We start from the raw sequence: 24810 nt of genomic DNA, 5'->3' as shown, positions 1-24810 counted from the left end.
AAAAGTGCCGAAAGTCATTTTTAATATAGAAAATAGTAATTGGCATTATAAAAAATCTATCTTAGGCCCTTGTCTAAAGGGCTTTTTTTTGCGAGAATGAGAAGTAATGAATTTTTATGATGAAATAAGAAGCCGGTACGGGAACATAAAACGAGCCCGCGGATTTTACCTTTATACCGAAAAAAATATAAGACTCTTGGATATGTATTTGGATGGAGGAATGTCGATTTTGGGCCGAAGAGAAAATCAGGCTCCTCTAGTTTTTAAACAGAGCATCGACAGAGGCTTAAATGCATTTCTGCCTTCTGCTGGGGATTACCGCCTGAAAAAAGCCTTAAATTCTCTTTTTCCTGAACATCCTCATTTTTACCTTTTTTCTAATGAAAAGGAAGCAGCTCCCTATGTTTATCAAAATATTTGGCTGCCTTTTTTGCCCTCATCGGAAAATTTAAAATCAGCCAAGGCTTTTCTTGTTAATCCGCCTTTTTGTACCTCAATAAAAATTGCGGTTTCTAAAGAACTTTTTCCTATCGAGTCTTGTGAAATTTCTGCGGCCGAAAAAGAAACTTTAGCTAAGGCTTTTTTTGATTTGATAAGAATTATTAAGCTGAGAGAGCAAGAAAAAAATCTTTCGGATGAAGAATTGATAACTTCCGCTTGCGGCAAAAAGAAAAAAGAGCAGCTTGCAAAAAACATAAAATCTTATAGGAGGGTAGCGGAGCTTTGTTCCGATTTTTGGAATATGGAAGGTCCTTATCTTTTTTCAAAATTGAGTGAAGAAAAATATGAGGCTTTTTTTAAGTCGGCCTTAGATTCTCATATTCTTTTGTCTCCTTATTTTACTATTCCGTCGATATTGCCGAAAATAAGGGTATACACCGAGCTTGAAAATTTTCTTAAAGCTCAAACACAAAATAAAGGATTAAATAATGAATGATTTAGTTAAGTTTTTATCGCAAGGTTATCCCATCTTATTATTTACAAAGCTCTTTTTGGGGGCTGTTGCCGTTTTTTTCGGAATTATAGTTTGGAGCAAAACTAAGAAGGTTTCTATGATTCTTTTTGTGCTTGGTGTGTTTTTGTTGTATATTTCGATTTTAACCGATGCTCTTACATATTTCGGATTTATAAATACAAAATTTTTTACTATCGGACATCTTCCGGTGCTTTCTTTGATTTTTGAAAGTGTCCCGATAGTTTTTTTTATTGCAAGTTTTTGCGTATTTTTAAGAGAAAGAATTTTTTAATTCCTATTCGGTTTTTTAATTTTAGTTCTTACAAGCTTTTACAATATAGATAGGATTTTCCCCCTTAAAAAGCCCTGATTTTCCCATAGCGGCTGTTTGAATAAGATGGGTTTCAATTTCGGTATATCCGTATTTCGGGAGGAGCTCTAAAAATTCGTTTAAATTTTTTATAAGAATAAAATTTGCACAGATTATTCCGCCTTTTTTTAGATGACCTTCCAAATAGTCAAAAATATTTTTTAACTCGCCCCCGCTTCCGCCTATAAAACACTTATCAAAGATGGCATCGCTTGCGTAATTTACAAGAGCCTCAGGAGCCTTGCCTGAAATCAAATTTATTTTAACCCCGAATTTTTTTGCGTTTTCCAATATCAGTGAGCAGGCCTCTTCGTTTAATTCGACCGTTGAAACTTCTGCTCCCTGCAAGGCTGCTTCAACCGACACAGACCCCGTTCCTCCGCCTATATCCAAAAATCTGTCTCCCTTTTCTATTTGGAGATGGGCGAGAGAAAGGTTTCTGATATTGAATTTGGTCATCGGCACCTCGCCTCTGATAAATTCGGAATCTTTAATGTTTTTCATTTTGAACCAATACAGTATTTAAAAAAGATTTTACTATAATTTTGTCGCCTATATTATATTCTTCAATCGCTTCATCAGGATATGAAAGATTGTAGCCTACAAAGAGGCGGCCGATAAAGCCTTCTTTTTTTAATCTAGCCGATATGGTGTCCGGATTATTTGCCTTGTCCGTAAGAATAAAAAAGCTTTCCTTATTATGCATTTCCGTAAAATCTGCTTCTCTTCCGTGAAAGGAATAAAATATAAGATTTTGCCATTGCTTTTGAAGTTTGCACATGAGGTATTGCATTGAAGAAATACCCGTTATAACCTTTTCTATTTTTATGTTCTTCTTTTTTACGAATTCCGTAATACCGAAAAAACATGGATCACCTGAAGCAAGGACTAAAACTTTTTTTGTATCTATCGGAAGATCAAGAATGTCCGAAATAGTTTTTAAATGTTTTACATCATTCCTTATCGGCTGAATATCGGAAGCTATGCGTTCAAAGCCTGCAACTATATCTGCGTCCTTGATTGCACGCACAGCTTCTTGGGTTAAAAGCTCTATATTTCCCGGACCTGCTCCGGCAATAATTAAGGACATTTTATTTTGATCCTACGGCTTTTAAGGCTGTTTCAAAAAGTTTTTCAAAGCCGGCCTTATTTAATCTGCCGGTGTGGAGCGTTCCAGGTATGGGCCTACCGTTTTTGTCTACAATGAAGCTTGTAGGTACTCCTGCAATTTGCTGATAAATGGGAAGAAAGTTATCGACAGTTACGAGGGCCTGAAAAGAACAGCCGGCCTCTTTCCACAATTCTTTGGCAAAGGCCAAAGTTTCTTGGTCTCCTTCCTGGAGGTCGGCTGTAAGGGCAATTACATTTACCTTTTTACCTGAATAAGCTTTGTATGCAGCTTCCAAGTCCGGTAATTCCGCCCTGCATGGGCCGCAAAATGTTCCCCAAATATTGATTAAGGTAACATCATATTTTTCGAAAATTTCATTAGTAACAGTTTTTCCGTCAAGGTCCTTTGTCGAAAACATAAGCCTGTTTTTGTCATCATCTGAATTTTTTGACTCCGACTGACTTGTAATTGCAGATGTCTTTGCTTCTTCATTACCTTTTGCTTCTGCTTTCGAGCAAGATATAAAAAATACGCTTGCAAATATTGCTATTAACACATAAAAATGTAATTTTTTCATTTGTAAACTCCTATAAAGTAATTTTTAAGTTCTTATCCGAAAATATACTTAGACTTTATGGAATAATCAAGGGATTTAAGAAAATTTGTCATGTAAATATTAAGACTTGAATTAGAGTTTTTCAATTTCTTCACGGCTTAAGCCTGTAGCCTTTATAATATTTTCAATGGATAAGCCTATATCAATCAAGTTTTTTGCTGTTTCAAGTTTATTTTGGTAAGCCCCATCGGCAAAACCTTTAGCTAATCCTTTTTTCATTCCCTCTTTCATTCCCTCTTTCATTCCTTCTTGTCTACCGTAGTGGTGTGCATCCATTTCAAAGCCTGAGATAAATCTGTATTCACTTCTTGCTTGTTCGTTGCTTTTTAGTGTTTCTATCATTTTTTCTATCCTCCCTGTAAACTCTGTTGTAACCTTACCGGTTTTTACATATTCCAAAAATCCGCTTAAATTTTTATCCTTTGCTTTTGAAAAGGCATTTGCATTGATTATAATCTTTTTTGCTCCGTCATTTAAGAGTATTTGCCTATCTTCAATGCATATATTTTCAAAGGAATAAAGGGGCATATCTTTCCCGACCGAATCAAAAAGGCAAAGAAAGATTATATAACTGTCATTTAGGTTGCTATAATGCTTTCCCTTATCTAAAAATAAAATGTCTAGTGCTGCCTGATAGTAACGCATACGCTTAGGAAGATTATGCTCATTTACAGCCTGCATCTCAATATCGTAAGATTTGCCTGTTTCATCTTTTACTAGAATATCAAGCCTTATTGACTTAGCTCCCGCACCCGTGGTTATTGCATTTTGAGACGAAAGATATGAGATTTTTCCGATTTTATCGGCTAGAGTCATTTCAAGGAAGGTTTTACATGTCTCTTCGTCCTGCATGATCTTACAAAACATAAAATCATCCGCAATGGTCAACTCATCAAAATTTTTTCTCATTTGCACCTCCTTGTAGTTTATTATACCACAGTATAGGCAGTTTTTCAATCGTTGTGATTCTCAAGCTGAAAAAACCAGTATAGATATTATAAAACTTATTTTTCGGCTTGGGCTTGATCCTTTTCCGTAAAAAGGAAGCTGTGTTCGATTGCATGAACTGGGCAGGCCTTGATACATTCTCCGCATCTTATACATTCGGGGCTGTTTGGGCTCTTATATGTAGGAATGTCAAGCTTGCAGGTTCTTTCGCATTTTTTGCATTTTATACACTTGTTATTGATTTTTAGGCGGTAAAGGCTTATGGGATTGAAGATGCCTAAAAGGGCTCCGAGTGGGCATACATAGCGGCAAAAGGGTCTGTAAAAAATTATTGAAAGCATCGCTATTATTATTGTGATAGTTAGTTTAAGTCCGAATAAGGCTCCTAAGGAGGAGGTAAGGGCTTGGTTTACCGATATGAGCGGAATGGCTCCAAAGACAATTCCAGATGGACAAATATATTTACAAAAGTAGGGATCGCTTAAGCCGTACTTGTCCTGCAAGGCAAACGGAAGAACAAAGACAAAAAAGGCAAGGATAAAATATTTTAGATATTTTAAAACTCTGTTTATCTTTTGCGGAACCTTAAATTTTTTTTAAAGGAATTTTATCCAAAAGATCTTGTAATAGACCGAAGGGGCAAAGATATCCGCAAAAAAGTCTTCCGGCTGCTATTGCAAAAAGAGCTGTGAGGCCTACAACATAAAAGGCAAAGTTAAAATTCCTGCTTCCTATAGTTGCCTGTATCGAGCCTATGGGACAGCCGAACAAAGCTCCCGGACATGAGTAACAGTTTAGAACCGGCATACAGACTTTTTTCATGGGCCCTTTATAAATTTGACCCTTTAAAAAGCCTGTCAGGTTTCCGTTTAATGCCATCATTCCAAGGGCTTGAATTGCATGGCGTTTTTTATTAAGAGTTTTTTGTTTAGCCAATTCCTATGCACTCCATACAGATATTTACTGCCTTTTTAAGTACTACCGCGACTTCTCCGCGGTATATCCCTATAATTGTAAAAGCTGATGCCGCAATAATAACAAGGATTGCCGCTATCTTATTTTTCATATAAGCTCCCATTTTTTATAATTGCTATTCTTAAATGTTTATTTGCTCACATTTATCCAAGAGACCGCCCTTGAGGCTTTCTCAAGTTCTTCAACATTCATTCTGACAGCCGTATTTTCGGTACCCGCTGCAGGATAGACCGTTTCCAGATTTTTTATAGATTCATCGATGTAGACAGGTACCTCGGTCTTTAAGCCGAAGGGACAGACACCTCCTGCAGGATGTCCGATAAAGGTTAAAAGCTGTTCTTCATTCATCATCTTCGTTTTGCAATGAAAGGCCTTTCTGAATTTTGCATTATCTATGCGGGCAGAGCCTGCAAGAAGGATGATTATAGGCTCTTCTTTTACCATAAAGGCTAGGGTTTTTACGATAAACTCGGGGGCACAGCCTACAGCCTCAGCCGCAAGATCTACGGTTGCACTTGAGGTATCGAATTCTATAATCCTGTCTTCCAATGAAAACAGTCTTAAATGTTCTATTGCTTCTTTTAATCCCATTTACTTCCTCCTTAAAAGATAAACAAAAAAAGGGCCTCCGACTAGAGCCATTAATGTGCCGACCGGTAATTCTATCGGAGCTGCTATTGTGCGGGCAAAGGTGTCGGCGATGAGCAAAAATATTCCTCCGTTTAATATTGAAAGGGGTAAAAGATATTTGTAGCTTGGGCCTGTGATAAGCCGCACAATGTGGGGAATTACAAGGCCTACAAAGCTTATGACACCTACAAGGGATGTGGAAATAGCCGCCAAAAATGAGGCCGTGAGCGAAATTAGAATTCGGCTCCTTGTGATGTTTAAGCCTAGGCTGCCTGCCTTTTCGTCTCCGAATAAGAGGAGGTTGGCGGGGCGTACGGCTGCAAGGGCAGCGGCAAGGCCTATGAGGGAGTAGGGCAAAATGAGTTTTACATCGTACATGCTGCGCCCCGAAAGGTTTCCGCTAAGCCAGAGCATTATGTTTTGAATCTTGTCGCTGTTTAAGATTGTGATAAGGTAGCTTACTCCCGCAAAAAAAAGCATTGACTGCAACACCTGCCAAAATAAGTCGGACGGTTTTTACTCCGCCCTTCCATGCCAAGAGGTAAACCAAGACTGCCGCACCCATTGCTCCTATAAATGCAAAGAGGGGCGCTGCCGTAACAAATTGCGGAAAAATCAAGAGGGCCAGTAAGAGGCCTAACTTTGCTCCGCTCGAAATGCCTATTATTCCGGGGTCGGCCAAGGGGTTTTGAATAACCGCTTGGAGAAGAACGCCTGAAGCGGCAAGGTTTGCTCCTACGATGAGGGCTAAAATAATCCTTGGAATTCTTATATCCCAAATAATTATTGTAAAATCTGAAGCTTCATTAAAAAATATGATTTTTATTATTTCATTGACGGGAATTTTTGTGCTGCCGAAATAGATTGCGGCCAAAATGGATAGTGCCAGAAGAACACAGGAAATAAAGAGAAAGATGAGCATTTTTCTTCGGCGTTCTTCCAGCATGTTTTTTACCTTTTGGAATTTAGTTTTCGGTTTCTCCGTAGATTATTTCTTTTAAATTCTCGACGGCATTCATTATTCTGATATTTCGTGAAACGGTATATAAATTACTGTCAAGGTCGTAGATTTTGTCTTCTTTTACGGCCTTTACCTTTTGCCAAATTTCGTTTTTTGCAAACTCGGCTCTAAGGCTTTCGGCTGTGTCTTCGGCCTTTGTGTGGGTCAATCTTATAATTACATCGGGCTGATGTTTTACGATTTCTTCTATATTTATGGGAACATAGGTTTTGTCGAAGTTTCCGATATCGTTTGCGATGTTGTGAATTTTTAAAACTTCCATTAAGCTTCCCGTATAGCAGAGTTTTGTTCCCATCATCAATTTTTTAGGAGAACCTAAAAGCATCAATACCTTGGGGCTTTTTTTGCCGTGAACGGAGCGGCGTACCTCAAGGGTTTTCGCTTCGATGGTTTGAATTACGTGCTCTGCTTCTTTTTGTTTTGAGGTAATTTCGCCTAAGTGCCTGATTGTGTTTAAACAGGCCTCATAGGAATTTAAATCGACATATTCCGTTTTTATGTTTTGGTTTTGAAAAAGCTTATCCAAGGTAGGTTTTGAACCCAGGGAGGCGAGATAAATGTCGGCATTTAATCTTTTGAGAACTTCAAGATCCGGCTGCATGGGCTTTCCGATTTTTTCGGTTTTTGCATAAAGTTCAGGCATAGGATGTCGGCTTGAAGGAACGCCTACAACATTTTTATAGCCGAAGTCGTCTAAAATTTCGACTATGGACATGGTCCCTGCAATAACACGAGGCCCTGCTTCAGCTGTTGTACGGTCGGGTAAATCCTTTTTATCCTGCTTGCCGGAAGATTCTTTTGTGCATCCGGCTGCAAATAAAATTAAAGCAAAAATAATAATAGATGTAATTCTTTTCATAGGGAGGTATTCTAATGCTATAGGAAAAAAAAATCAAGCCCGGAGGAAACCCGGAATACCCTTACAAAACCCGCCGATATATGATATAATACAACAGGTGAGGAAACGGCTATGAGTGGTTCAAACAGAAAATACAAAGACTCGGTCTTTGTCGATTTGTTCAGTGAAGACGAAAAAGCAAAAGAAAACTTTTTGTCGCTCTATAATGCCTTGCATAATACCAAGCTTACGGCAATAGAGCGGTTAAAAAATATCAGGCTTGATCAGGTTCTCTATATGACATTTTATAATGATGTGTCTTACCTCGTTGATAACAAAATAATAATTTTAGCAGAGCATCAGTCTACTATCAACCCGAATATGCCTTTGCGCTGTCTTGAATACATCAGCCGCCTGTATGAGACACTTTTTGAATCAAAAGAAAAATACAGCCGTAAACTCTTAAATATTCCTACTCCGGAGTTTTATGTTTTTTATAACGGTGAGGAAACCTATCCTTCCGATAAAACTCTGAAACTTTCAGATGCTTTTATCGAAAAAGTTTCATTGCCTAATCTTGAATTAACCGTTAATGTAATAAACATAAATCGGCAAAACCGTCACCCTTTATTGGAAAACTGTAAACCGATGCAGGAATACAGTATATTTGTGGAAACGGTAAGGAAATGGAAAGAAACAGATCCAAAAAACGGCTTTGAAAAGGCCGTTGAAGAATGTATAGCAAACAATATTTTGCGTGAATACCTAAAACGCAAGACTAAGGAGGTAATAAACATGTTACTAGCCGAATATGATTATGAAACAGACATAGCCGTACAGCGTGCAGAAGAACGGGAAATAGCTTTCGCCGAGGGTGAAGAAAGAGGCTCTTATCAAACCAAACTTGAAACGGCAAGACTGATGAGATATGAAAATCTTGGCATTGATCTAATTTCAAAGGTTACGGGACTTTCTAAGGAAGAAATAGACTCACTATAAGAATCGATATGCCGTTAGTCAAATATGATTATGAAAACCTTGCGGACGCAAAGGCGGCCTTCTTACTTAAGGATACCTTTAAAACCTTTGCGTCCTTCGCACCCTTTGCGGTTAAGTTAAAAAAACTGCGGCTTCCTTAAAACTTTCTATTTCTTTTTGAGATGAAGTTCCGGTAAGTTCGGCTTGGCATCCCGAACCAAGGCTGCCTTGTTTTCGTTTTGGATTTCTTGGTAGATTTCTTCACGGAAAACCTTGACTGAAGCCGGCGCATCCACTCCGATTTTTACCTGATCGCCCCGAATGTCGATTATGGTGATTTCTATATCGTCGCCGATAAGGATTTTTTGGTTTGTTTTACGGGAAAGTATGAGCATCAGTTCCTCCCCGCCGCGTTCAATTCGGCAAGAATATCGTGCTTGGTTTTCCATTTTCCGTCATTTAAGACAGCCTGAAAAGCCTTTTTATTCTTTTTGTTTATGATAAGAGGTCCCTGAAGGTTTGCAGTGATGGGGCCTCCGCTTGGCGGAATTGTAACAAGGGCAAAAACCAAGAGATCTGTAGGAGATTCTACTTCGATAGGCTTTAAAAGCTCATCGTCTATATCCAGCTCATAATCCGGCCTGAACAAAAAGGGATCTATAACGATGAAGGCCAAATTTTGATCATCAAGGGATTGAACCCAAAAGAAAGGCTCCTTATCGGAATCCAACAAGGCGTACTTATGAAATTCTTCAAATCCGTAAAATCCGTCAACCAATTCAATTATCTGTTCATCTTGAATATCCACAAGCCCCATAGCTTTTGTCTTAATTTCCATCTTAAATTCCATCCTATCGTAAGTAGTTTAAAAGAGAATCTCTGTAAAGCCTTCCCAATACGCTTAAAGAAGCTTGATGAGTGTGTTCAAACATCTTTAAGTCGGTTATCGCCTTTGTAATGTCAAGGTCGGCTTCCCTCGATTCTGCTGCAGTTACATTTAATGTCTGCGTGTCAATGCGTGCCAATATGACCTCTGCTCTTGCATACTTGGATCCTGTTTCGGCCATCCTTGTAGTAAGATTGTTTATACCCTCATCGAGGCTTCCCAAAATCTTTCCGCCCAAGGCTTCTTGATCGCCCGAAAGAAAGGCATCGCGCACGGCAATGGCTGCATCAAAAATAGAGCCTCCCGAAACGCGTACCGAATTTGCCAAATTATAGGGAGGTCTTTGTTCGGCCTTTATCAAGCCCAGTTCCGATAAAACCGTGCTTCCTTCGCCATCTCTCAGCCAAAGCTGGCGGGCATCGGTGGTTGTTAAGTTTAAGCCGCTTGTGATTGGGTCAAGGCTTGCCTTTACGGCAGCTCCCGAATCGTTTATCTTTGAGATGATTGCATGAACATTGTCTCCTGCAATTAAAGGAATTTCAACCCCGTCAACCTCGATGCTTGTGTCTTCCTTTATAACAAAGTTGCTTGCATCAGTTTCCGAAATAAGAATTTGCTGTTCGGCCCAAAATACCCTGTTTCCGGCCTGATCTGCTCTCATAAAAGAAAGCTCGTCGGTTTCTATTTCTTTTGAATCGACTGTGCCGTTATATCTAACCTGAGTTATAAGGGCTGAACCTGCTCCGTCCACATCTCCCATCACGGTTTCAAAGGGTTCGGTAAAGCTCTTGGTTCCCGAAAAAACTCTGACTCCGTCGGAATTGACGGCATTTCCGTTTTGAATGAGTTCTTTTAAAAGTTCATCAGCTTCGGCTGCCATGTCCTTTAAGTCGTCCGGAGTATAGGTTCCGTTTGCTCCCTGTACGGAAAGCTCCCTTAAACGGTGAATAACTTGGAGGGAGTTATTCATATAGGTTTCGGCCGCCATATATTGATCGCGCAGAGTTTTTGTGTTTTTTTCGAATCTTTCGAGTCGGGCCAGGAAGGACTTGTACCTTACCGAGTGGCCTGCAGAAACAGGGTCATCCCTAAGTTGGGTTATCTTTCGTTGAGACTGAATCTGATTGTTCAGATTGTGAAGCCTCGACTCCTGATTGCGCATCGAAAAATTGCTGTCCGTATGCTGAATATTTGTACTAATTCTTTTCATCATATTCTACTCCAAAAAGGCTAAACGCCCAGTCTGTTTATAACGGTATCGATCATTTCGTTGATGACCGAAACAAACCTTGCAGATGCATTATATCCGTGCTGGAATTTGATAATATCCGATAGTTCTTCGTCTATGTTTACGCCCGACACGGAATCCCTCATATCGTGTAATTCTTTTACAATAGCAATCTGTGTGTTTAGACTCATTTCGGCCTGCTCGCCCTTTAGACCGATTTCGGTTACGGTGTCGGCAAAAAAGTCGTCAAAAGTAGCTGAGCGTCCTACCATAACGGGCGTATTTCTGATTGCGGCTATTGCAAGGGCAGCCCTATTGTCTCCCGGATAGGCGACCCCTTCAGGCCCCTTATAGCCTGAGGCGATATTCTGTATATCGCTTTTGATTACCGGGTTCATTTCCATCCAGCCTGAAGGATGGGCTATGGGAGAAACCGCATATTGGGCTCCGGCCAATACGTCAACAGCGTTTGCCCTTCCCCAGTCATAGGCGCCTTCCGGCCCTGCCTGAGAAAGCACGCCCGAATAGCCTGCCAAAAATCTTCCCGAATCCTCGATATGGCGGATAACAAAGTCGGGGTTTTCCTTGTCGAGGCTGGTCATACCCTTTAAAACAAGTTTATTGTTTTGGTCGAGGTAGGCAGCCACCTCGGAACCGGATCTGTTGATTCTTTCTACAAGGTCCGAAACCATATCCGTCGAATAATAGGGAACCTGTACAAGGCCGTCTCCTGAAGAAAGGGTTAAAGTTCCTTCCAATCCTATTTGTTCGCGCGGATCAAGGGTGTTTGTGCCCGTAATTCTAAAAATATAGGAAGAATCCTCTTCTCCGTCTCCGTTTCTGTCAAAGTTACCGAGGGTATTGTTTATAAAGTATTGCTCTTTAAAAAAGTCGATGCCTGTTTTTCCGTTGGGGCTCATGGCATTTCTGTGGACATCGTTTACCAGATCGACAAAGTTCATTGTCATGGTATCGAGTTTTCTGATTTCGTCCCGAATATCCACATCCCTTAGCTCTATCAAGGCTGCAAGTTTTCCCGATTCAAAATGAGCCAAGTTTCCGGAATCTGACCAAACCACATCGGCATATTTATCGTTTTCAAGCGAAGCCTTAAAGTCGAATGTTCTATGAGTTCTTCCCTGTACTATTTCCAAACCGGCGGTATGAATTACATAGGTTTCGTCTTCATCCCTCTTATCTACGGAAATGTCTATGAGCGAAGAAAGTTTTTCGGTTAAAAGGTCTCTTTTATCCATTAAATCGTTGGGATTGTCTCCCATAGCCTTAACCTTAACTATTTCTTCGTTTAGTTTTGCGATACGGCCCGTTATGTCGTTTACCTGCTTTACGGTTGCTTCTATATCGCCGTGAACCATGTCCCTTATGCCCTGCAAGCCCTTAAACTGATGATGAATGACATCGGTTAAGGTTTCAGTCCGGGTACGCACAACCTGACGGGCTGCATCCGACTCAGGGTAGAGAGATAACTCCTGCCATGCTTCCCAAAATTGATCCATCCGGCTTCTGACCGAAATATCTTCGGGTTCGTTATGAACTTGCTCCAAAAGGGCTATGTAGGAATTTCTCGTTTCCCAATAACCTAGGTCATCTGTGGTGCCTATTATTCTTGTATCTAAAAGCTCATCCCTTAAACGGGTAATCGAACCTATGGTAACTCCCTGTCCTATTTGTCCCGGAGTTTCGGCTCTTGATAAATCGGGCCTGTAAATGGGCTCAAAGGCATCAAGGTTTACCCTCTGCCTCGTATATCCCTTTGTTGATGAATTCGAAATATTATGGCCTGCCGTTTGAATCGACTGCTGGTGAGCAAAAAGACTCCTTTTTCCTAATTCTATTGCATCAAATGCCGCCATCTATAACCCCCTTATTTCTATAAGACCTCATTTAAAACGAGGCTCGTTATTTCCGTATTAACCCGCTTTCCTTCAGCTGTATAACACTTACCGTTTCTTTCTTCCGAAATAATATCGACCACACCCTTAACCAAGGCTTGAGCGTGTGAAACATAATTTGAAAAGACATCATTTTCTATCTTAGAATAGAAAATTTTTTCTTTTAATTTTTCGTATAAAGAATCTATTGTTTTTTTATCTGATGAGTTAAATTGTTTTGTTTGAATGTAAAAATCGAATTCTTGAGAATTATCCTCATCAGCCTGTAAAAGTCCATATAGTTTCTTATCCAAATTTGAAAATTTTACGGAGGCCTCATTTAAGGAGCTCAAATTTTTTTCACTTTCCTGCCAGTTCCGGTCCAAAACTCCTTGGTACATAGCTTTTTGTAACTTATAGATATTATCTATCAAATCGATTTGTTCGTGTAAAATGTTTTTTATGTCTGCTGCAATCGAATGTTTTTCCATAACAATCTACTCCTCAGAACCAGTATCGGCATATATAAAAAAAGCATTAGAAATCTTTTTGTTTGATTTTATATAAAGAAGTAAAATTTTAGTTGACGCAAGGCTAAAATAAATGTATTATGGATATTATGAAAAAGATTGTTTATTTTTTAGGCTTATGCCTTGTTTTAGTTTTAGCCGGTTCATGTGCTTCCGCACCTGAAACAAAGCCTTCTCCCGTTGTTGAAACTCCTGTACCGCAAGCAAAACCTCAGCAGGTTAAAAAGCCCGCTGTTGTTGAAAAGCCTGTAGAAAAGGCACAACCAAAGGTTGAAACACCTAAACCTGCCGATGAAGAAGTTGTAGCCCAATTTGAAGGCGTTTCGATTACCAAAAAGGACAAGGAGGTAGCAAAGTCCGAGATTGAAGAGGTTGTAAAAAAATTAAACGAGATAACTGCAAAAAAGGATTACGGACGCTGGAGATACTGGCTTTCGACAGAGTATATAAAAGAGTTTTCAAAGCCTGATGTTTTGAAAAAGACTAGCGAAGGTCTGCCTGCTGCTTTTAAAGGAAAGCAGTTAAAAAGCATTGAAGATTACTTCTATTATGTGTTTGTTCCTTCAAGACAAAACGGAAGAGTAGACGATATTGCCTATTTAACTCCTACAAAGGTTCAGGTTTTGATGATGACGGCTACAAAGGCTCTTATATTTTATAATCTTGAAAAAATAGATGACAGATGGCTTTTAGTGCCTTAAAACTTATAATCGGTTTGATATAATTTTAATCAAATTTGACTAAGTTGACTAAAAATAACATTAAAAATCAAAAAAGCCGATTTTACTACTTGACTTTACAATGAAAATGATTGAAAATAAAGGTATATGTACCAAACTAAGGGGGTAATTGGAAATGCGACGAAAGTCTTTAATTTTTATAATGATGATATTATTGTTGGGATCAGCCCTTGTCTTTGCACAAGATAAAAATTCCGAATCGATGATGACTGTTGAAGAGGCTTATCTTAACTCAATGGAAGGAGTAATCCTCAAAGAAATGGTTCTTAATGAAGGACGAGATTCTAAGTTTGTAGCCTTACAGGTAGTTGAAGAAGCTATTGACGGCGGAAGGGTAACCCCCGAATTGCAGGAAGCTCTTGATTCTCTTGCCACTGTAGGTCTTACCTCTATTGTACGCGAAAACGGAAGAGTTGCAAACAACTATCCCGATGTCAGAAGAGAAGCATGCCGCCTTTTAGGAAAGGTTAAAAATGAACAGGCTAAGAAGTCTCTTATGACCGTTATGTACACCGACAATGAGCCGATAGTAATAATGGAAGCCGTTAAATCCTTAGGTGAATTAGGTTATAACAATAATGACGAAGTTGTAGACATGATAAACTTTATCAACCGCAAATTCGACATTATTAACCCGCAAAGCTCCTTGGCTCTAGAAGTTCTTAACGCTTATGAAAAATTGGCTCCCAATGTAAAAGATAAGAGGGGCATGACTGAAAGTATTTTGAGAATCGCCAATAACTTTAACTACATAACCCCGGTAAGAAACAGGGCTATGGAAGTATTAAAATCAATAATGGGCGGACAAAACAAAAACTAATTTTTAGTAATAATAAAATGAAAGAGCTTATTTTAGCTTCTGAATCACCCAGACGAAAAGAGATACTCGATTCGCTGGGTGTTTTATTTTGTATTAGCCCCTCAAATTTCGATGAATCTTCAATAAATGAAACAGATCCGGTAAAAAAGTGTATTTTAACTGCAAGAGGAAAGGCTGAAAGCCTTTTTAAATCTTTGCCGCAAAACGATGGAGCTGAACCTCAAAAGCTTATTCTTGCAGCCGATACCCTCATTTTTACCGAAGATACAACAATTCCAAACGCAAAAATCATCTTCGGTAAGCCTAAAAACGAATGTGAAGCCCAAATGATGCTTAAAAGCCACTCAGGAAGAGCTCATTTTGTTGTGAGTGCAATCTGCCTTCTTGACTGCGAAACGGGCCTTATAAGCGAAAAACAGAATATCTCTGAGGTTTTTTTTAAGCCCCTTTCCGATAAGGAAATTTCTGCCTATCTTAAAACGGAAGAATGGAAAGATGCTGCCGGAGGCTATAAAATTCAAGGGAAAGGCTCTTTTTTTATCGATAAAATCGAAGGCTCTTATACCGGCATAGTCGGCTTGCCTGTCAGGGAATTGTATGAGCTTTTGTCCGAAAAAAGCTTTATAAACCTGTTTTAAGCTGCCCAACCTCTGTACAAAATCTTAAAAAAAATATATAATAACTCCATGCCGTTTTTTACGGTAAATATCCGGAAGGATGTCCGGCGCGGCTTCCCTTTGAGGCCGCTGATGACCGGTAATCTGTTCCGAGAAATAGAGAAGGAAGGAGCTTTTTAGCTCCAAAGGAGAATCACATGGCAGTAGTAACCATGAAAAATTTACTTGAATCAGGCGTACATTTCGGCCATCAAGTAAAACGCTGGGATCCGAGAATGAAAAAATACATTTTTTCGGAAAGAAACGGAATTCATATCATCGATTTGCAAAAAACAATCGTTGCAATCCGTGAGGCCTATGAGGCTGTCCGCAAGGTAACATCCGAAGGAAAGTCGGTTTTGTTTGTAGGAACAAAAAAGCAAGCCCAGCAGACAATTCAAAAAGAAGCTGAAAGATGCGGAATGTTCTATATCAACAACCGCTGGCTTGGCGGAATGCTCACAAACTTTGCAACAATCAAAAAGAGCTTGGCCCGTCTTAAGAAAATCGAAAAAATGGAAGTTGACGGAACCTTTGATAATCTTACAAAAAAGGAAGTTGCTTCCCTTCAAAAAGAAAAAAGTAAAGCTTGAGAAAAACTTAGGCGGTATTAAAGAGATGAAGGATCTCCCCGGCATCCTCTTTATCATCGATACCCGAAAAGAAGAAATCGCTATCAGAGAAGCCCGCTCCCTAGGTATTCCCATTATCGCTGTTGTAGATACCAACTGCAACCCCGAAGGCATCGACTATCCGATTCCCGGAAACGATGATGCAATCAGAGCTATTTCGCTCTTTACGGGCGTAATTGCTAATGCAGTTATCGAAGCCGATAACGAGCATGGTCTTAAAATCATCGAAAACCTTCAAGAAGATGAAGAATCAGGTGATTCAGGCGTTGATCCCTATCAGGACAGAGAAGAAGAAATTACAGATTATTCCAACTATACTCCCAAAGATGAAGCTTCAGGAGATGATGAGGATGACGATGAAAATTCTCTCGTAAACGATGAGGATTTGTACGACGACAAATAATAGGACGATAGGAGAAATTTATGGACATTAAAGCATCTGATGTAAAAGAATTACGCGATAAGACCGGTGCAGGAATGATGGAATGTAAAAAAGCCTTACAGCACTGCAACGGAGACGCTAAAGAAGCTGAAAAATATTTAAAAGAAAAAGGTTTGGCCGCTGTCGAAAAAAGAGCCGACAGGGTAACAAGCGAAGGTATCATAGTTATCAAAAACGATCACAAAAAGGCTGTTATGCTCGAAATGACCTGCGAAACAGACTTTGTTGCAAAAAATGCAGACTTTATCGCTGTCGGTGACGATATTGCAAATACTGCCTTTGATAAGGACATTTCTGAGGTTACTCCCGAACTTAACGATAAGCTTTTGGATTTGGCTACCCGCGTACGCGAGAACATGAACCTCACTCGCTTAATCAGCGTAAAGGCCGGGGCAGACGAGTATCTTTCACGCTACATTCACTCCGATAAAAAAACCGGTGTTATTGTGGTTTTAAAGTCTGATAAACCCGAAATCTTTGAAAAAGCCGAGATACAGGAATTTGCTTATGACTGCTGTTTACATGCAGCCGCCTTTATGCCCCTCTATGTAAAAAAAGAGGATGTAGATGCAGCTTATATCAAAGAGCAGGAAGAAATTTTTAGAGGTCAGGTTGCCGAATTGGATAAACCCGATAATGTAAAAGAAGGCATCGTTAAGGGAAAAATTTCAAAACACTTATCCGAAATCTGCTTCCTTGAGCAGGCCTTTGTAAAAGACGATAAACTTTCCGTTTCAAAGAAAATGGCCGAAGTCGGTAAAGAGGCCGGTGCTTCTTTGAGCTTGTCAAAACTGGTTATTTTTCAGTTAGGACTCGGAATGTAAGTAAAGACCTTTTTAATGCTGCGGGGTACTGCCTTGCAGCATTAATTCTTAAGTTTTAAAATCAAACATCGGAGGCAAAGATCATGATAGAAGAAGTTAAAAAGAATTGTGAAGAAAAAATGAAAAAAGCGGTTGCCGCATTAAAAGAAGAATTCAATATGCTGAGAACCGGACGGGCATCTTCAGCTCTTTTTGATAAGATAAGAGTAAATTGCTATGGAGAGTCCACTCCCCTTAACCAGCTTGCAAATATTTCTATCCCCGAAGCAAGGCTTGTAGTAATTCAGCCCTGGGATAAGGGCTTATTGGTCGAGATCGAAAAGGCCGTTTTACAGGCTGATCTTTCGGTTAATCCCACAAATGACGGAAAAGTTATACGCATTGCAATTCCGCCTTTGACCGAGGAAAGAAGAAAGGATCTTGCAAAAAAGGCAAAGACCATTGCCGAAAATTCCCGCGTTTCAGTCCGTAACATCAGGCGTGACGGAATCGATGAGGCAAAAAAATTACAAAAGGACGGAAAGATAAGCGAAGACCAGCTAAAGACAGCCGAGGATTCCTTCCAAAAATCCACTGATGCTTACATTGCCGAAATAAATAAGGTTCTTGAAGCAAAAGAAAAGGAAATAATGGAAAACTAAATGTCCGATGACTTAAAACATATCGCCATTGTCATGGACGGCAATGGCCGATGGGCAAAAAAAAGAGGACTTCCCCGATCTATGGGGCATAGGGAGGGGCTTAATACGGTTAAGAGGATAACAAAGGCTGTATCAGATTTAGGAATTCCTTATATAACACTTTATATATTTTCTACCGAAAACTGGAAAAGAACCGAAAAGGAGGTCGGCTTTTTAATGGGGCTTATTAAACAGCATTTAAAAGCCGAGCTTAAGTTTTATGCCGATAATAATATCCGTATAGAGCATATAGGCAATTTAAGCGGATTACCTAAAGATATTCAAGATGAAATTAATTCGGTAAGGGAGAGGACTTCAGACTATACAGGAACTGCGATTGTGCTTGCCATAAATTACGGAGCACATGATGAAATTATAAGAGCAATAAAGAAAATAAATGCAGATGATATTTCTTCAATAGATGAAGAAGCGTTTTCCGCAAAATTGGATACAGGTACTATTCCTCCGGTTGACTTGCTTATAAGAACAGGAGGAGAAAAACGCTTAAGCAATTTTTTGCTATGGCAAAGTGCTTATGCGGAGCTCTATTTTACCGATACCTTGTGGCCGGATTGGACAGTAGAAAATTTATATGAAGCCATAGAAGATTATAAAAAAAGGAACAGACGTTACGGAAACGCCTAATTTAATAAAGGGAGAAATAAAATGAAAATTAAAAAGATTATTGAAAGACTGATCCTATTTTTTATAGGCACGCCATTAGTCTTAGCTTCTATTTATCTTGTTCCCCATTATAATTTTTGGGTTTACCATATCGAATTATTGATTGTATGTTTAATTGCAAATTATGAGATATATAATATCCTTTCCCAAAGGTCTGCTGTTTATCCTAAAAATATACTTGCTTTTTTCGGAGCTGTTTTGATGCTTGCTTCATACCTTATAGGGTTGCATTCGGTTCCTTTTCAATATATCTTTATTGTGCTCGGCTGTGTAATAGTCGGAATGCTTTTTATGGAAATAATATTTTCTCTGTCAGGGAATTTTATTAATAGCATTTCCCGTCTTACAACTGGAATGTTTATGCTCATCTATCCTTGGGGACTTGCAGTTTATTTATCTGCAATATCGAGTCTTCCAAATGGGGGGGCACTCATAATAATATTTCTTCTTATGAGTTTCGGCTGCGATTCATTTGCGTGGCTTTTAGGTATGCTTTTCGGAAAAAGTAACCGAGGGTTTATTAAGGCCAGCCCGAAAAAAAGTATTGTAGGCTTTATAGGAGGCTTTGCAGGTTCAGTTATAGCAGCCTATATTTCATTTTACTTTTTTAATAAACAATTTAACGGAAAATTGCGAGAGCTAATAATAATCGCTCTTGCTACGTCTTTATTCGCTATCATCGGCGACATAATAGAATCTATTTTAAAGCGTTCTGCAGATGTAAAGGATTCAGGTAAGGTAATTTTAGGGCGGGGCGGAATTCTTGACAGTATTGACTCCCTGATTATAGCGGCTCCAGTATTCTATACACTTTCTATGTTCTTGTTAGGCGGTTTCTAATGGGAAAAAAACGGGTTATCGTCCTCGGTGCAGGCGGTTCAATCGGAAAAAACTCTTTAGAAATAATAAGAAGATTTTCAGATAGGTTTGAGCTCGCAGGTTTTTCCGTTCATTCAAATTTAGAATTTGCAAAAAATCTTCTTGCCGAATTTAAAAATGCACAATTTGTTTCTACAAAAAAAACGGATTCAAAATTAAAACACGAGATAGATGTTGAAGCTGTAAGGCAGCTGATAGAAAAATCGAGGGCCGATATAGTCATTAACGGTATAGCAGGTTCGGCCGGTTTAAAGGCCTCTGTAGAGGTTATAAAAATCGGCTTGGATTTAGGTCTTGCTAATAAAGAAACCATAGTAGAGGCGGGCGAGCTAATTTTTAAAGATGCCGAAAAATCCGGCAGCACAATAATTCCTGTCGACTCGGAACACGCTGCGATTTTTCAGCTTATAAATGCCCACAAAAAAGAAAACATCGAAAAGATTATAATCACTGCCTCGGGCGGCCCCTTTTTGAATACGCCTAAGGAAAAGCTTAGCACAATGAAACTTGAAGATGCCTTAAAGCATCCTACATGGAAGATGGGCGGAAAAATTACGATAGACTCGGCATCCCTTGCAAACAAGGCCCTAGAGGTGATTGAGGCTGTAAAGCTCTTTTCTTTTCCGCCTGAAAAAATCGAAGTTACGGTTCATCCTCAAAGTATAATCCACTCTATGGTGCAGTGTAAAAACGGTGAGATCTTTGCTCAAGCCTCTCCTCCCGATATGAAAAATCCTATTTTAAATGCTTTAAGTTTTCCCGAAATGCCTGAAACTTTTTTAAAGCCCTTGGATTTTTCTAAAATTATAAAATTGGAATTTATACCTCCCAGAACCGATGCCTTCCCCATGCTGACTTTGGGTTTTGAGGCCGCTAAAAAAGGCGGAGCTTATCCTATAGCCTTTAATGTTGCAAACGAAGAAGCTGTTGAGGCCTTTATGCATGGAAAGATAGGCTTTACCGATTTGGCGGACATTACCCAAGAAGTTTTAAATTCGGATTGGACTATGAAACCTTCTTCTTATGAAGAAGTTTATGACTATGAAAACAGGGCAAGAGCTATTGCCTTGGCAAGGATGCTTGCCCGCAACTCCTCTTGCAATAAGATTTATTAAGATGGAAAATTTATGATTAAGATTTTAATAGGTTTGATTATATTGAGCATCATGGTTTTTATCCATGAGTTGGGACATTTTATTGCCGCAAAACTGTGCGGTGTTGCGGTTGAAAGTTTTTCGATAGGCTGGGGCCCCGTTCTTTTTAAAAAAAAGAAGGGAGACACAGAGTATAGAATTTCTGCAATTCCCATGGGAGGTTATTGCGGTATGAAGGGAGAAAAGGCCTTTCAGCAGGCCATCGAAGAAAACCTCCCTGCAATTCCTAAAAAAGAAGGAGAGCTTTACGGTGTTCACCCTTTTAAGCGGATTATAATTGCTTTTGCCGGCCCCTTTGCAAACTATATAAGTGCAGTTCTTGCTCTTGCGATTGTAAGTGCCATAGGTTCAAGCTATTATACGAGTTCTAACAAGATTGCTCCCGTTTACTATTACAACGAAGCCGATGATTCTCCAGCCCGCGAGGCAGATTTAAGAATGGGGGATGTGATTTTAAGCATTAACGGCGAGAAAACCGAAACCTTTGCCGACATTGTGCGGCTCATAGTGCCCGAAGCAAAGGAAGAGGTTTCCTTAAAAATAGAAAGAGAAGGGCAAATCATTACAAAAAAACTTAGGCCCAAGCTCGACCCAAAAACCGGAGCGGGCATAATCGGCTTTTATTCTTTTATTCCTCTTGAAATAGAAGGCGTAAAACCTTCTTCTTCGGCCGAGCTTGCAGGACTTAAAAAGGGCGACCTCATTACATCAGTAAACGGAATTGAAGTTGCCAATACTGTAGACTTAAGCCGTGCCCTGGATGGGATAAACGAAAAAACAGCCGAATTGGGAGTATTAAGAGACGGAAACAGGATAGCAAGAACCGTGAGCCTTATCCGGACGGAAAACGGAATAGACCTTGGGCTGAATATAAAGAGCATCAAGGTTGAGATTCCCGGAACGGGCATTTTTAAAAGCATAGCGAACGGCTTTATTTCGACTCATAAGAGTTTTATATTAACGTTTAAAAGTTTAAGTCTCTTGTTTAAGGGAGTTGACTTACGGCAGGCTGTATCAGGGCCGGTACGCATTACCCACATGCTTGGCGATGTCGCCGCCCAAGGTTTTAAGGCCGGTTTTTTAATCGGACTTTCGGATATCCTAAACTTTGTAAGCATAATTTCGATTTCACTTTTTATAATGAATTTATTGCCGATTCCGATTTTAGACGGGGGCTTAATTCTTTTTGCCTTTATCGAATTTATATTTAGAAGGCAAATACATCCTAAAGTCCTGTACTATGTTCAGTTTATCGGCATAGCCTTTATCGGTATAGTCTTTGTTTTTGCCCTTTGGGGAGACATAGGATATTTTTTAAGCAGGTAAGTTTACAAATATGAAAAAGATAAGGTTTGCAGTTATAATTTTTATTTTGAGTCTCCTTTTGTTTTCATGTAATGTAAAAAACGATAAAGAGCTTATTTCGGGTATTTTTGAAGGAGACGGGCAAAGCCTGATGGGGCAGATAAAAGTAAGGGTTGTGATAGAAAAAAGCGAAATTAAAAATATAGATGTTCTTGAGTATGCCGATACTCCCGGCTATAGCGATACGGTTTTTGAGTTTCTGCCTAAAAAGATTGTCGAAAAAAATTCTACAAATGTGGATATTGTGGCAGGGGCCAGCTTAACGAGCAAGGCCTTGCTGGAGGCCGTAGATGATGCCTTAAAAAAAGCCGGCCTCTATATCGAAAAAGAATAGCCCCTGTTAAATAAGTTTTTTTCTATTGCACTACAATATTTACAAGCTTATCCGGCACGGTTATTATCTTTTTAATCTCCTTGCCTTCAATGTTGCGGATTGCTCCCTCATTTGCGAGAGCGAGCTTTTCTAATTCCTCTTTAGAGGTGCCTGCTTCTACCTCAAACTTACCGCGGAGCTTGCCGTTTACCTGTACTACAACCGTGCATGTTTGGTCAACGCAGAATTTTTCGACAAACATCGGCCAGTGAGAATAGGCTATCGATTCATCATTCCCCATCTTTTGCCAAAGTTCTTCAGCCAAGTGGGGAGCGTAAGGGTTTAAAAGTTTTACAAAATTATACCAAACATAGTGGGGTATCTTTTTGTGCTTTGAAACCTCGTTTATAAAAATCATCATCTGGCTTATGGCCGTGTTAAAGTTAAGAGAGGCCGTATCCTCGGTTACCTTTCTAATCGTTTTATTTAAGAGAACGGTCAAGGCCTTAGTTTCAGGAGTCGAGGTATCGTTGACGGGAGTTTTGTAGATTTCCCTATCGGAAAGGTTCCAGATTTTTTCCAAAAATCTGAACACGCCCATTATACCGCTTGTGTTCCAAGGTTTTGAAACCTCCAATGGGCCTAAGAACATTTCGTAGAGCCGGAGAGTGTCTGCTCCGTATTCCTTTATTATGTCGTCAGGGTTGATAACGTTCTTTAAGCTCTTGGACATCTTGGCTATTACCTGCTCAAGTGTCTCGCCTGTTTCTATGTCTTCAAATTCGGTTTCGGATATTTTTTTAACCTTATCGGCCGGAACAAGGCTTTTGTTTTTTCGCATGTAGGCAAAAGAGGTTATCATTCCCTGATTTACAAGCCGTGTAAAGGGTTCCTTTGTAGAAACAAGGCCTAAGTCATATAAGACCTTGTGCCAAAATCTTGCATATAATAGGTGAAGAACTGCATGCTCCGTTCCTCCTACATAGAGGTCAACCGGCATCCAATAATCGCATTTTTCTTTGTCTGCAAAGACCTCGTTGTTATTGGGATCTGCATAGCGGAGATAGTACCAGCAAGAACCTGCCCACTGGGGCATGGTATTGGTTTCGCGTTTTGCTTCTTTTCCGCACTTGGGGCATTTTGTATTTACCCAAGAATCGATTGCAGCCAAGGGGCTTTCTCCCGTTCCTGTGGGAGTATAGCTCTCTACTTGCGGCAGGCTTAGGGGAAGATCATGCTCGTCTATTGGAACTATGCCGCAGCATGGGCAGTGTACTAAGGGTATGGGCTCTCCCCAGTAGCGCTGGCGGCTGAAGATCCAGTCGCGGAGCTTATAGTTTACGGCTTTTTTTGCAATACCGAGATTTTCAAGATGCTCGGTTATCTTTGTCTTGGCTTCTTCGGTTTTTAATCCGTCAAATTGTTTTGAGTTGACAGAATAGCCGTCCTCGGTTGTACAAGCCTTGGGTTCTTCAGAAAAGTCTCTTTTTCCGCCTTCCCATTCTTCTACTCCGGCTACTACCTTGATTTTCGGTAAATTGAATTGAGTTGCAAATTCAAAGTCCCTTTCATCGTGAGCAGGAACAGCCATAATTGCTCCCGTTCCGTAAGAGATTAAAATATAGTCGGAAATCCAGACCGGGATTTTTTGTTCTGTGAGAGGATTGATTGCATAGGCTCCCGTAAAAACGCCGGTCTTGTTTTTTGCAAGGTCGGTTCTTTCAAGATCGCTTTTTTTTGCAGCCTCTTCTATATAATCGGCAACGGCTTTTGATTGTTCCTTTGTAGTTATGCTTTTTACAAGCTCGTGTTCCGGGGCCAATACCATGTAGGTGGCTCCGAAGATTGTGTCGGGGCGGGTTGTATAAACCTTGATCTTTTGCCCTGTTTCTTTTCCGCTCTTATCGATTAGAGCAAAATCTACCTCGGCTCCCGTACTCTTGCCTATCCAGTTCTTTTGCATGATTTTTATGGATTCAGGCCAGTCGAGTTCATCCAAGTCCTCTAGGAGGCGTTCTGCATATTCGGTTATCTTTAAAATCCACTGCCTCAAGTTTTTGCGTTGGATTTGAGCTCCGCACCTTTCGCATTTACCGTCCTTTACTTCTTCGTTGGCAAGGCCTGTTAAGCAGGAAGGACACCAGTTGATGGGGGCTTCTTTTTCGTAGGCTAAGCCCTTTTTAAATAATTGGAGAAAGATCCACTGGGTCCATTTATAATAGGATTCTTCGCTTGTAGAAATTTCCCTGTCCCAATCATAGCTTAAACCTATGGATTTTATCTGGTTTCTAAAGGTCTCCATATTTTTTCGGGTGGTGATAAGAGGATGAATACCGGTCTTTATTGCATAGTTTTCTGCAGGGAGACCGAAAGAATCAAACCCCATCGGATGGAGTACATTGTATCCGTTCATGCGTAAAAAACGGCTGTAAATATCCGTTGCAGTGTATCCTTCAGGGTGTCCTACATGAAGTCCGTCTCCCGAAGGATAGGGGAACATATCTAAAATATAAAGCCTCTTATCCTTGGGATAATTTTTGTCTTCGACTGTTCTAAAGGTTTTGTTTTCTTCCCAATATTTTTGCCACTTAGGTTCTATTGTACTAAAAGGATAAGCCATATTTTACTCCAACTAACTTGATG

General features: G+C 39.8%; 26 protein-coding genes and 3 pseudogenes. 14 read left to right on the top strand and 15 right to left on the bottom strand.

What is annotated here, in order from left to right:
- Positions 1 to 106: 106 nt before the first annotated feature.
- Together E4O00_RS08985 and E4O00_RS08980 are read left to right on the top strand one after the other, a co-directional pair.
- On the top strand, positions 107 to 937 hold the full coding sequence (locus E4O00_RS08985) for a hypothetical protein (RefSeq protein ID WP_253677037.1): 831 nt from the start codon (positions 107 to 109) through the stop codon (positions 935 to 937).
- Positions 930 to 1247: a hypothetical protein gene (locus E4O00_RS08980; RefSeq protein WP_253677036.1), complete on the top strand. Its 318-nt coding sequence runs from the start codon at positions 930 to 932 to the stop codon at positions 1245 to 1247. Before E4O00_RS08985 ends, E4O00_RS08980 begins: the two co-directional genes overlap by 8 nt.
- Before the next feature lie 21 nt (positions 1248 to 1268).
- Here E4O00_RS08980 and cbiT read toward each other — a convergent pair whose 3' ends face one another.
- The 9 genes and pseudogenes from cbiT to E4O00_RS08930 all read right to left on the bottom strand — a co-directional run bounded on the left by cbiT (position 1269) and on the right by E4O00_RS08930 (position 7485).
- Positions 1269 to 1829, bottom strand: a complete 561-nt coding sequence (gene cbiT / locus E4O00_RS08975) for a precorrin-6Y C5,15-methyltransferase (decarboxylating) subunit CbiT (RefSeq protein WP_253677035.1) — start codon at positions 1827 to 1829, stop codon at positions 1269 to 1271.
- Positions 1816 to 2415 carry a precorrin-6y C5,15-methyltransferase (decarboxylating) subunit CbiE gene (gene cbiE / locus E4O00_RS08970; protein ID WP_253677034.1) on the bottom strand — a complete coding sequence of 200 codons (600 nt, stop codon included), beginning with the start codon at positions 2413 to 2415 and terminating at the stop codon, positions 1816 to 1818. Before cbiE ends, cbiT begins: the two co-directional genes overlap by 14 nt.
- 1 nt (position 2416) lies before the next feature.
- Positions 2417 to 3013, bottom strand: a complete 597-nt coding sequence (locus E4O00_RS08965; protein WP_253677033.1) for a TlpA disulfide reductase family protein — start codon at positions 3011 to 3013, stop codon at positions 2417 to 2419.
- Between the two features lie 111 nt (positions 3014 to 3124).
- Positions 3125 to 3961: an Rpn family recombination-promoting nuclease/putative transposase gene (locus E4O00_RS08960; protein WP_253677032.1), complete on the bottom strand. Its 837-nt coding sequence runs from the start codon at positions 3959 to 3961 to the stop codon at positions 3125 to 3127.
- 95 nt (positions 3962 to 4056) lie between these two features.
- Positions 4057 to 4882 (bottom strand): annotated as a pseudogene (locus E4O00_RS14295) (4Fe-4S binding protein).
- A gap of 46 nt (positions 4883 to 4928) precedes the next feature.
- A complete protein-coding gene (locus E4O00_RS08945) occupies positions 4929 to 5066 on the bottom strand; it encodes a CD1871A family CXXC motif-containing protein (RefSeq protein WP_253677029.1) in 138 nt (45 codons plus the stop codon).
- A 38-nt stretch (positions 5067 to 5104) separates the two neighbouring features.
- Positions 5105 to 5566, bottom strand: a complete 462-nt coding sequence (locus tag E4O00_RS08940; RefSeq protein ID WP_253677028.1) for a YbaK/EbsC family protein — start codon at positions 5564 to 5566, stop codon at positions 5105 to 5107.
- Positions 5567 to 6551, bottom strand: a pseudogene (locus E4O00_RS08935) (FecCD family ABC transporter permease). It lies immediately after the preceding gene.
- A gap of 19 nt (positions 6552 to 6570) precedes the next feature.
- A complete protein-coding gene (locus tag E4O00_RS08930) occupies positions 6571 to 7485 on the bottom strand; it encodes an ABC transporter substrate-binding protein (RefSeq protein WP_253677027.1) in 915 nt (304 codons plus the stop codon).
- Between the two features lie 111 nt (positions 7486 to 7596).
- Between E4O00_RS08930 and E4O00_RS08925 the strand changes: the two genes are divergently transcribed.
- The gene (locus E4O00_RS08925) at positions 7597 to 8463 is read left to right on the top strand and encodes an Rpn family recombination-promoting nuclease/putative transposase (RefSeq protein WP_253677026.1); all 867 of its coding nucleotides are present in this window, start codon (positions 7597 to 7599) and stop codon (positions 8461 to 8463) included.
- A gap of 146 nt (positions 8464 to 8609) precedes the next feature.
- On the opposite strand, the gene csrA is transcribed toward E4O00_RS08925, so the two are convergent.
- The 5 genes from csrA to E4O00_RS08900 are packed head-to-tail and all read right to left on the bottom strand — an operon-like array spanning position 8610 to position 12939.
- Positions 8610 to 8837, bottom strand: a complete 228-nt coding sequence (gene csrA, locus E4O00_RS08920) for a carbon storage regulator CsrA (protein ID WP_253677025.1) — start codon at positions 8835 to 8837, stop codon at positions 8610 to 8612.
- Positions 8837 to 9280, bottom strand: coding sequence for a flagellar assembly protein FliW (gene fliW / locus E4O00_RS08915; RefSeq protein ID WP_253677024.1), 444 nt, complete (start codon positions 9278 to 9280; stop codon positions 8837 to 8839). Before fliW ends, csrA begins: the two co-directional genes overlap by 1 nt.
- A 13-nt stretch (positions 9281 to 9293) precedes the next feature.
- Positions 9294 to 10541, bottom strand: coding sequence for a flagellar hook-associated protein 3 (locus E4O00_RS08910; RefSeq protein ID WP_253677023.1), 1248 nt, complete (start codon positions 10539 to 10541; stop codon positions 9294 to 9296).
- Between the two features lie 17 nt (positions 10542 to 10558).
- Positions 10559 to 12430, bottom strand: a complete 1872-nt coding sequence (gene flgK, locus E4O00_RS08905; RefSeq protein ID WP_253677022.1) for a flagellar hook-associated protein FlgK — start codon at positions 12428 to 12430, stop codon at positions 10559 to 10561.
- A gap of 17 nt (positions 12431 to 12447) precedes the next feature.
- Complete coding sequence (locus E4O00_RS08900; protein ID WP_253677021.1) at positions 12448 to 12939, bottom strand: hypothetical protein; 492 nt, start codon at positions 12937 to 12939, stop codon at positions 12448 to 12450.
- 128 nt (positions 12940 to 13067) lie between these two features.
- On the opposite strand from E4O00_RS08900, the gene E4O00_RS08895 reads away from it, so the two are divergent.
- The 11 genes and pseudogenes from E4O00_RS08895 (at position 13068) to E4O00_RS08840 (ending at position 22188) form a co-directional block, all read left to right on the top strand.
- A complete protein-coding gene (locus tag E4O00_RS08895; RefSeq protein WP_253677020.1) occupies positions 13068 to 13679 on the top strand; it encodes a hypothetical protein in 612 nt (203 codons plus the stop codon).
- 154 nt (positions 13680 to 13833) lie between these two features.
- A complete protein-coding gene (locus E4O00_RS08890; RefSeq protein ID WP_253679707.1) occupies positions 13834 to 14538 on the top strand; it encodes a HEAT repeat domain-containing protein in 705 nt (234 codons plus the stop codon).
- A 17-nt stretch (positions 14539 to 14555) separates the two neighbouring features.
- On the top strand, positions 14556 to 15176 hold the full coding sequence (locus tag E4O00_RS08885; protein WP_253677019.1) for a nucleoside triphosphate pyrophosphatase: 621 nt from the start codon (positions 14556 to 14558) through the stop codon (positions 15174 to 15176).
- 176 nt (positions 15177 to 15352) lie between these two features.
- Positions 15353 to 16229, top strand: a pseudogene (rpsB, locus tag E4O00_RS14290) (30S ribosomal protein S2).
- A 20-nt stretch (positions 16230 to 16249) separates the two neighbouring features.
- Positions 16250 to 17092: a translation elongation factor Ts gene (tsf, locus tag E4O00_RS08870; RefSeq protein ID WP_253677016.1), complete on the top strand. Its 843-nt coding sequence runs from the start codon at positions 16250 to 16252 to the stop codon at positions 17090 to 17092.
- Positions 17093 to 17175: 83 nt separating this feature from the next.
- Positions 17176 to 17733, top strand: coding sequence for a ribosome recycling factor (gene frr, locus E4O00_RS08865; RefSeq protein ID WP_253677015.1), 558 nt, complete (start codon positions 17176 to 17178; stop codon positions 17731 to 17733).
- Positions 17734 to 18417 (top strand): di-trans,poly-cis-decaprenylcistransferase, encoded by a 684-nt coding sequence (locus tag E4O00_RS08860; RefSeq protein ID WP_253677014.1) that lies wholly within the window; start codon positions 17734 to 17736, stop codon positions 18415 to 18417.
- A gap of 21 nt (positions 18418 to 18438) precedes the next feature.
- A complete protein-coding gene (locus E4O00_RS08855) occupies positions 18439 to 19296 on the top strand; it encodes a phosphatidate cytidylyltransferase (RefSeq protein WP_253677013.1) in 858 nt (285 codons plus the stop codon).
- Positions 19296 to 20450 carry a 1-deoxy-D-xylulose-5-phosphate reductoisomerase gene (dxr, locus tag E4O00_RS08850; protein WP_253677012.1) on the top strand — a complete coding sequence of 385 codons (1155 nt, stop codon included), beginning with the start codon at positions 19296 to 19298 and terminating at the stop codon, positions 20448 to 20450. The genes E4O00_RS08855 and dxr overlap by 1 nt, the downstream gene beginning before the upstream one ends.
- A 12-nt stretch (positions 20451 to 20462) precedes the next feature.
- Positions 20463 to 21815, top strand: a complete 1353-nt coding sequence (gene rseP, locus E4O00_RS08845; RefSeq protein WP_253677011.1) for an RIP metalloprotease RseP — start codon at positions 20463 to 20465, stop codon at positions 21813 to 21815.
- Positions 21816 to 21825: 10 nt separating this feature from the next.
- Positions 21826 to 22188, top strand: a complete 363-nt coding sequence (locus E4O00_RS08840; protein ID WP_253677010.1) for an FMN-binding protein — start codon at positions 21826 to 21828, stop codon at positions 22186 to 22188.
- A 22-nt stretch (positions 22189 to 22210) separates the two neighbouring features.
- Here E4O00_RS08840 and leuS read toward each other — a convergent pair whose 3' ends face one another.
- The gene (gene leuS, locus E4O00_RS08835) at positions 22211 to 24787 is read right to left on the bottom strand and encodes a leucine--tRNA ligase (protein WP_253677009.1); all 2577 of its coding nucleotides are present in this window, start codon (positions 24785 to 24787) and stop codon (positions 22211 to 22213) included.
- Between the last annotated feature and the right edge of the window lie 23 nt (positions 24788 to 24810).

Source organism: Treponema sp. OMZ 788 (assembly GCF_024181245.1).
In the GTDB taxonomy this organism is placed as follows: domain Bacteria; phylum Spirochaetota; class Spirochaetia; order Treponematales; family Treponemataceae; genus Treponema_B.
Note: the sequence above shows the minus strand (reverse complement) of the source record. Positions and strands in the feature narration are given on the sequence as shown.

Coding starts and splice junctions, on each gene's coding strand:
- E4O00_RS08985 (WP_253677037.1), top strand. CDS start 107: ATGAATTTTTATGATGAAATAAGAAGCCGGTACGGGAACATAAAACGA.
- E4O00_RS08980 (WP_253677036.1), top strand. CDS start 930: ATGAATGATTTAGTTAAGTTTTTATCGCAAGGTTATCCCATCTTATTA.
- cbiT (WP_253677035.1), bottom strand. CDS start 1,829: ATGAAAAACATTAAAGATTCCGAATTTATCAGAGGCGAGGTGCCGATG.
- cbiE (WP_253677034.1), bottom strand. CDS start 2,415: ATGTCCTTAATTATTGCCGGAGCAGGTCCGGGAAATATAGAGCTTTTA.
- E4O00_RS08965 (WP_253677033.1), bottom strand. CDS start 3,013: ATGAAAAAATTACATTTTTATGTGTTAATAGCAATATTTGCAAGCGTA.
- E4O00_RS08960 (WP_253677032.1), bottom strand. CDS start 3,961: ATGAGAAAAAATTTTGATGAGTTGACCATTGCGGATGATTTTATGTTT.
- E4O00_RS08945 (WP_253677029.1), bottom strand. CDS start 5,066: ATGAAAAATAAGATAGCGGCAATCCTTGTTATTATTGCGGCATCAGCT.
- E4O00_RS08940 (WP_253677028.1), bottom strand. CDS start 5,566: ATGGGATTAAAAGAAGCAATAGAACATTTAAGACTGTTTTCATTGGAA.
- E4O00_RS08930 (WP_253677027.1), bottom strand. CDS start 7,485: ATGAAAAGAATTACATCTATTATTATTTTTGCTTTAATTTTATTTGCA.
- E4O00_RS08925 (WP_253677026.1), top strand. CDS start 7,597: ATGAGTGGTTCAAACAGAAAATACAAAGACTCGGTCTTTGTCGATTTG.
- csrA (WP_253677025.1), bottom strand. CDS start 8,837: ATGCTCATACTTTCCCGTAAAACAAACCAAAAAATCCTTATCGGCGAC.
- fliW (WP_253677024.1), bottom strand. CDS start 9,280: ATGGAAATTAAGACAAAAGCTATGGGGCTTGTGGATATTCAAGATGAA.
- E4O00_RS08910 (WP_253677023.1), bottom strand. CDS start 10,541: ATGATGAAAAGAATTAGTACAAATATTCAGCATACGGACAGCAATTTT.
- flgK (WP_253677022.1), bottom strand. CDS start 12,430: ATGGCGGCATTTGATGCAATAGAATTAGGAAAAAGGAGTCTTTTTGCT.
- E4O00_RS08900 (WP_253677021.1), bottom strand. CDS start 12,939: ATGGAAAAACATTCGATTGCAGCAGACATAAAAAACATTTTACACGAA.
- E4O00_RS08895 (WP_253677020.1), top strand. CDS start 13,068: ATGAAAAAGATTGTTTATTTTTTAGGCTTATGCCTTGTTTTAGTTTTA.
- E4O00_RS08890 (WP_253679707.1), top strand. CDS start 13,834: ATGCGACGAAAGTCTTTAATTTTTATAATGATGATATTATTGTTGGGA.
- E4O00_RS08885 (WP_253677019.1), top strand. CDS start 14,556: ATGAAAGAGCTTATTTTAGCTTCTGAATCACCCAGACGAAAAGAGATA.
- tsf (WP_253677016.1), top strand. CDS start 16,250: ATGGACATTAAAGCATCTGATGTAAAAGAATTACGCGATAAGACCGGT.
- frr (WP_253677015.1), top strand. CDS start 17,176: ATGATAGAAGAAGTTAAAAAGAATTGTGAAGAAAAAATGAAAAAAGCG.
- E4O00_RS08860 (WP_253677014.1), top strand. CDS start 17,734: ATGTCCGATGACTTAAAACATATCGCCATTGTCATGGACGGCAATGGC.
- E4O00_RS08855 (WP_253677013.1), top strand. CDS start 18,439: ATGAAAATTAAAAAGATTATTGAAAGACTGATCCTATTTTTTATAGGC.
- dxr (WP_253677012.1), top strand. CDS start 19,296: ATGGGAAAAAAACGGGTTATCGTCCTCGGTGCAGGCGGTTCAATCGGA.
- rseP (WP_253677011.1), top strand. CDS start 20,463: ATGATTAAGATTTTAATAGGTTTGATTATATTGAGCATCATGGTTTTT.
- E4O00_RS08840 (WP_253677010.1), top strand. CDS start 21,826: ATGAAAAAGATAAGGTTTGCAGTTATAATTTTTATTTTGAGTCTCCTT.
- leuS (WP_253677009.1), bottom strand. CDS start 24,787: ATGGCTTATCCTTTTAGTACAATAGAACCTAAGTGGCAAAAATATTGG.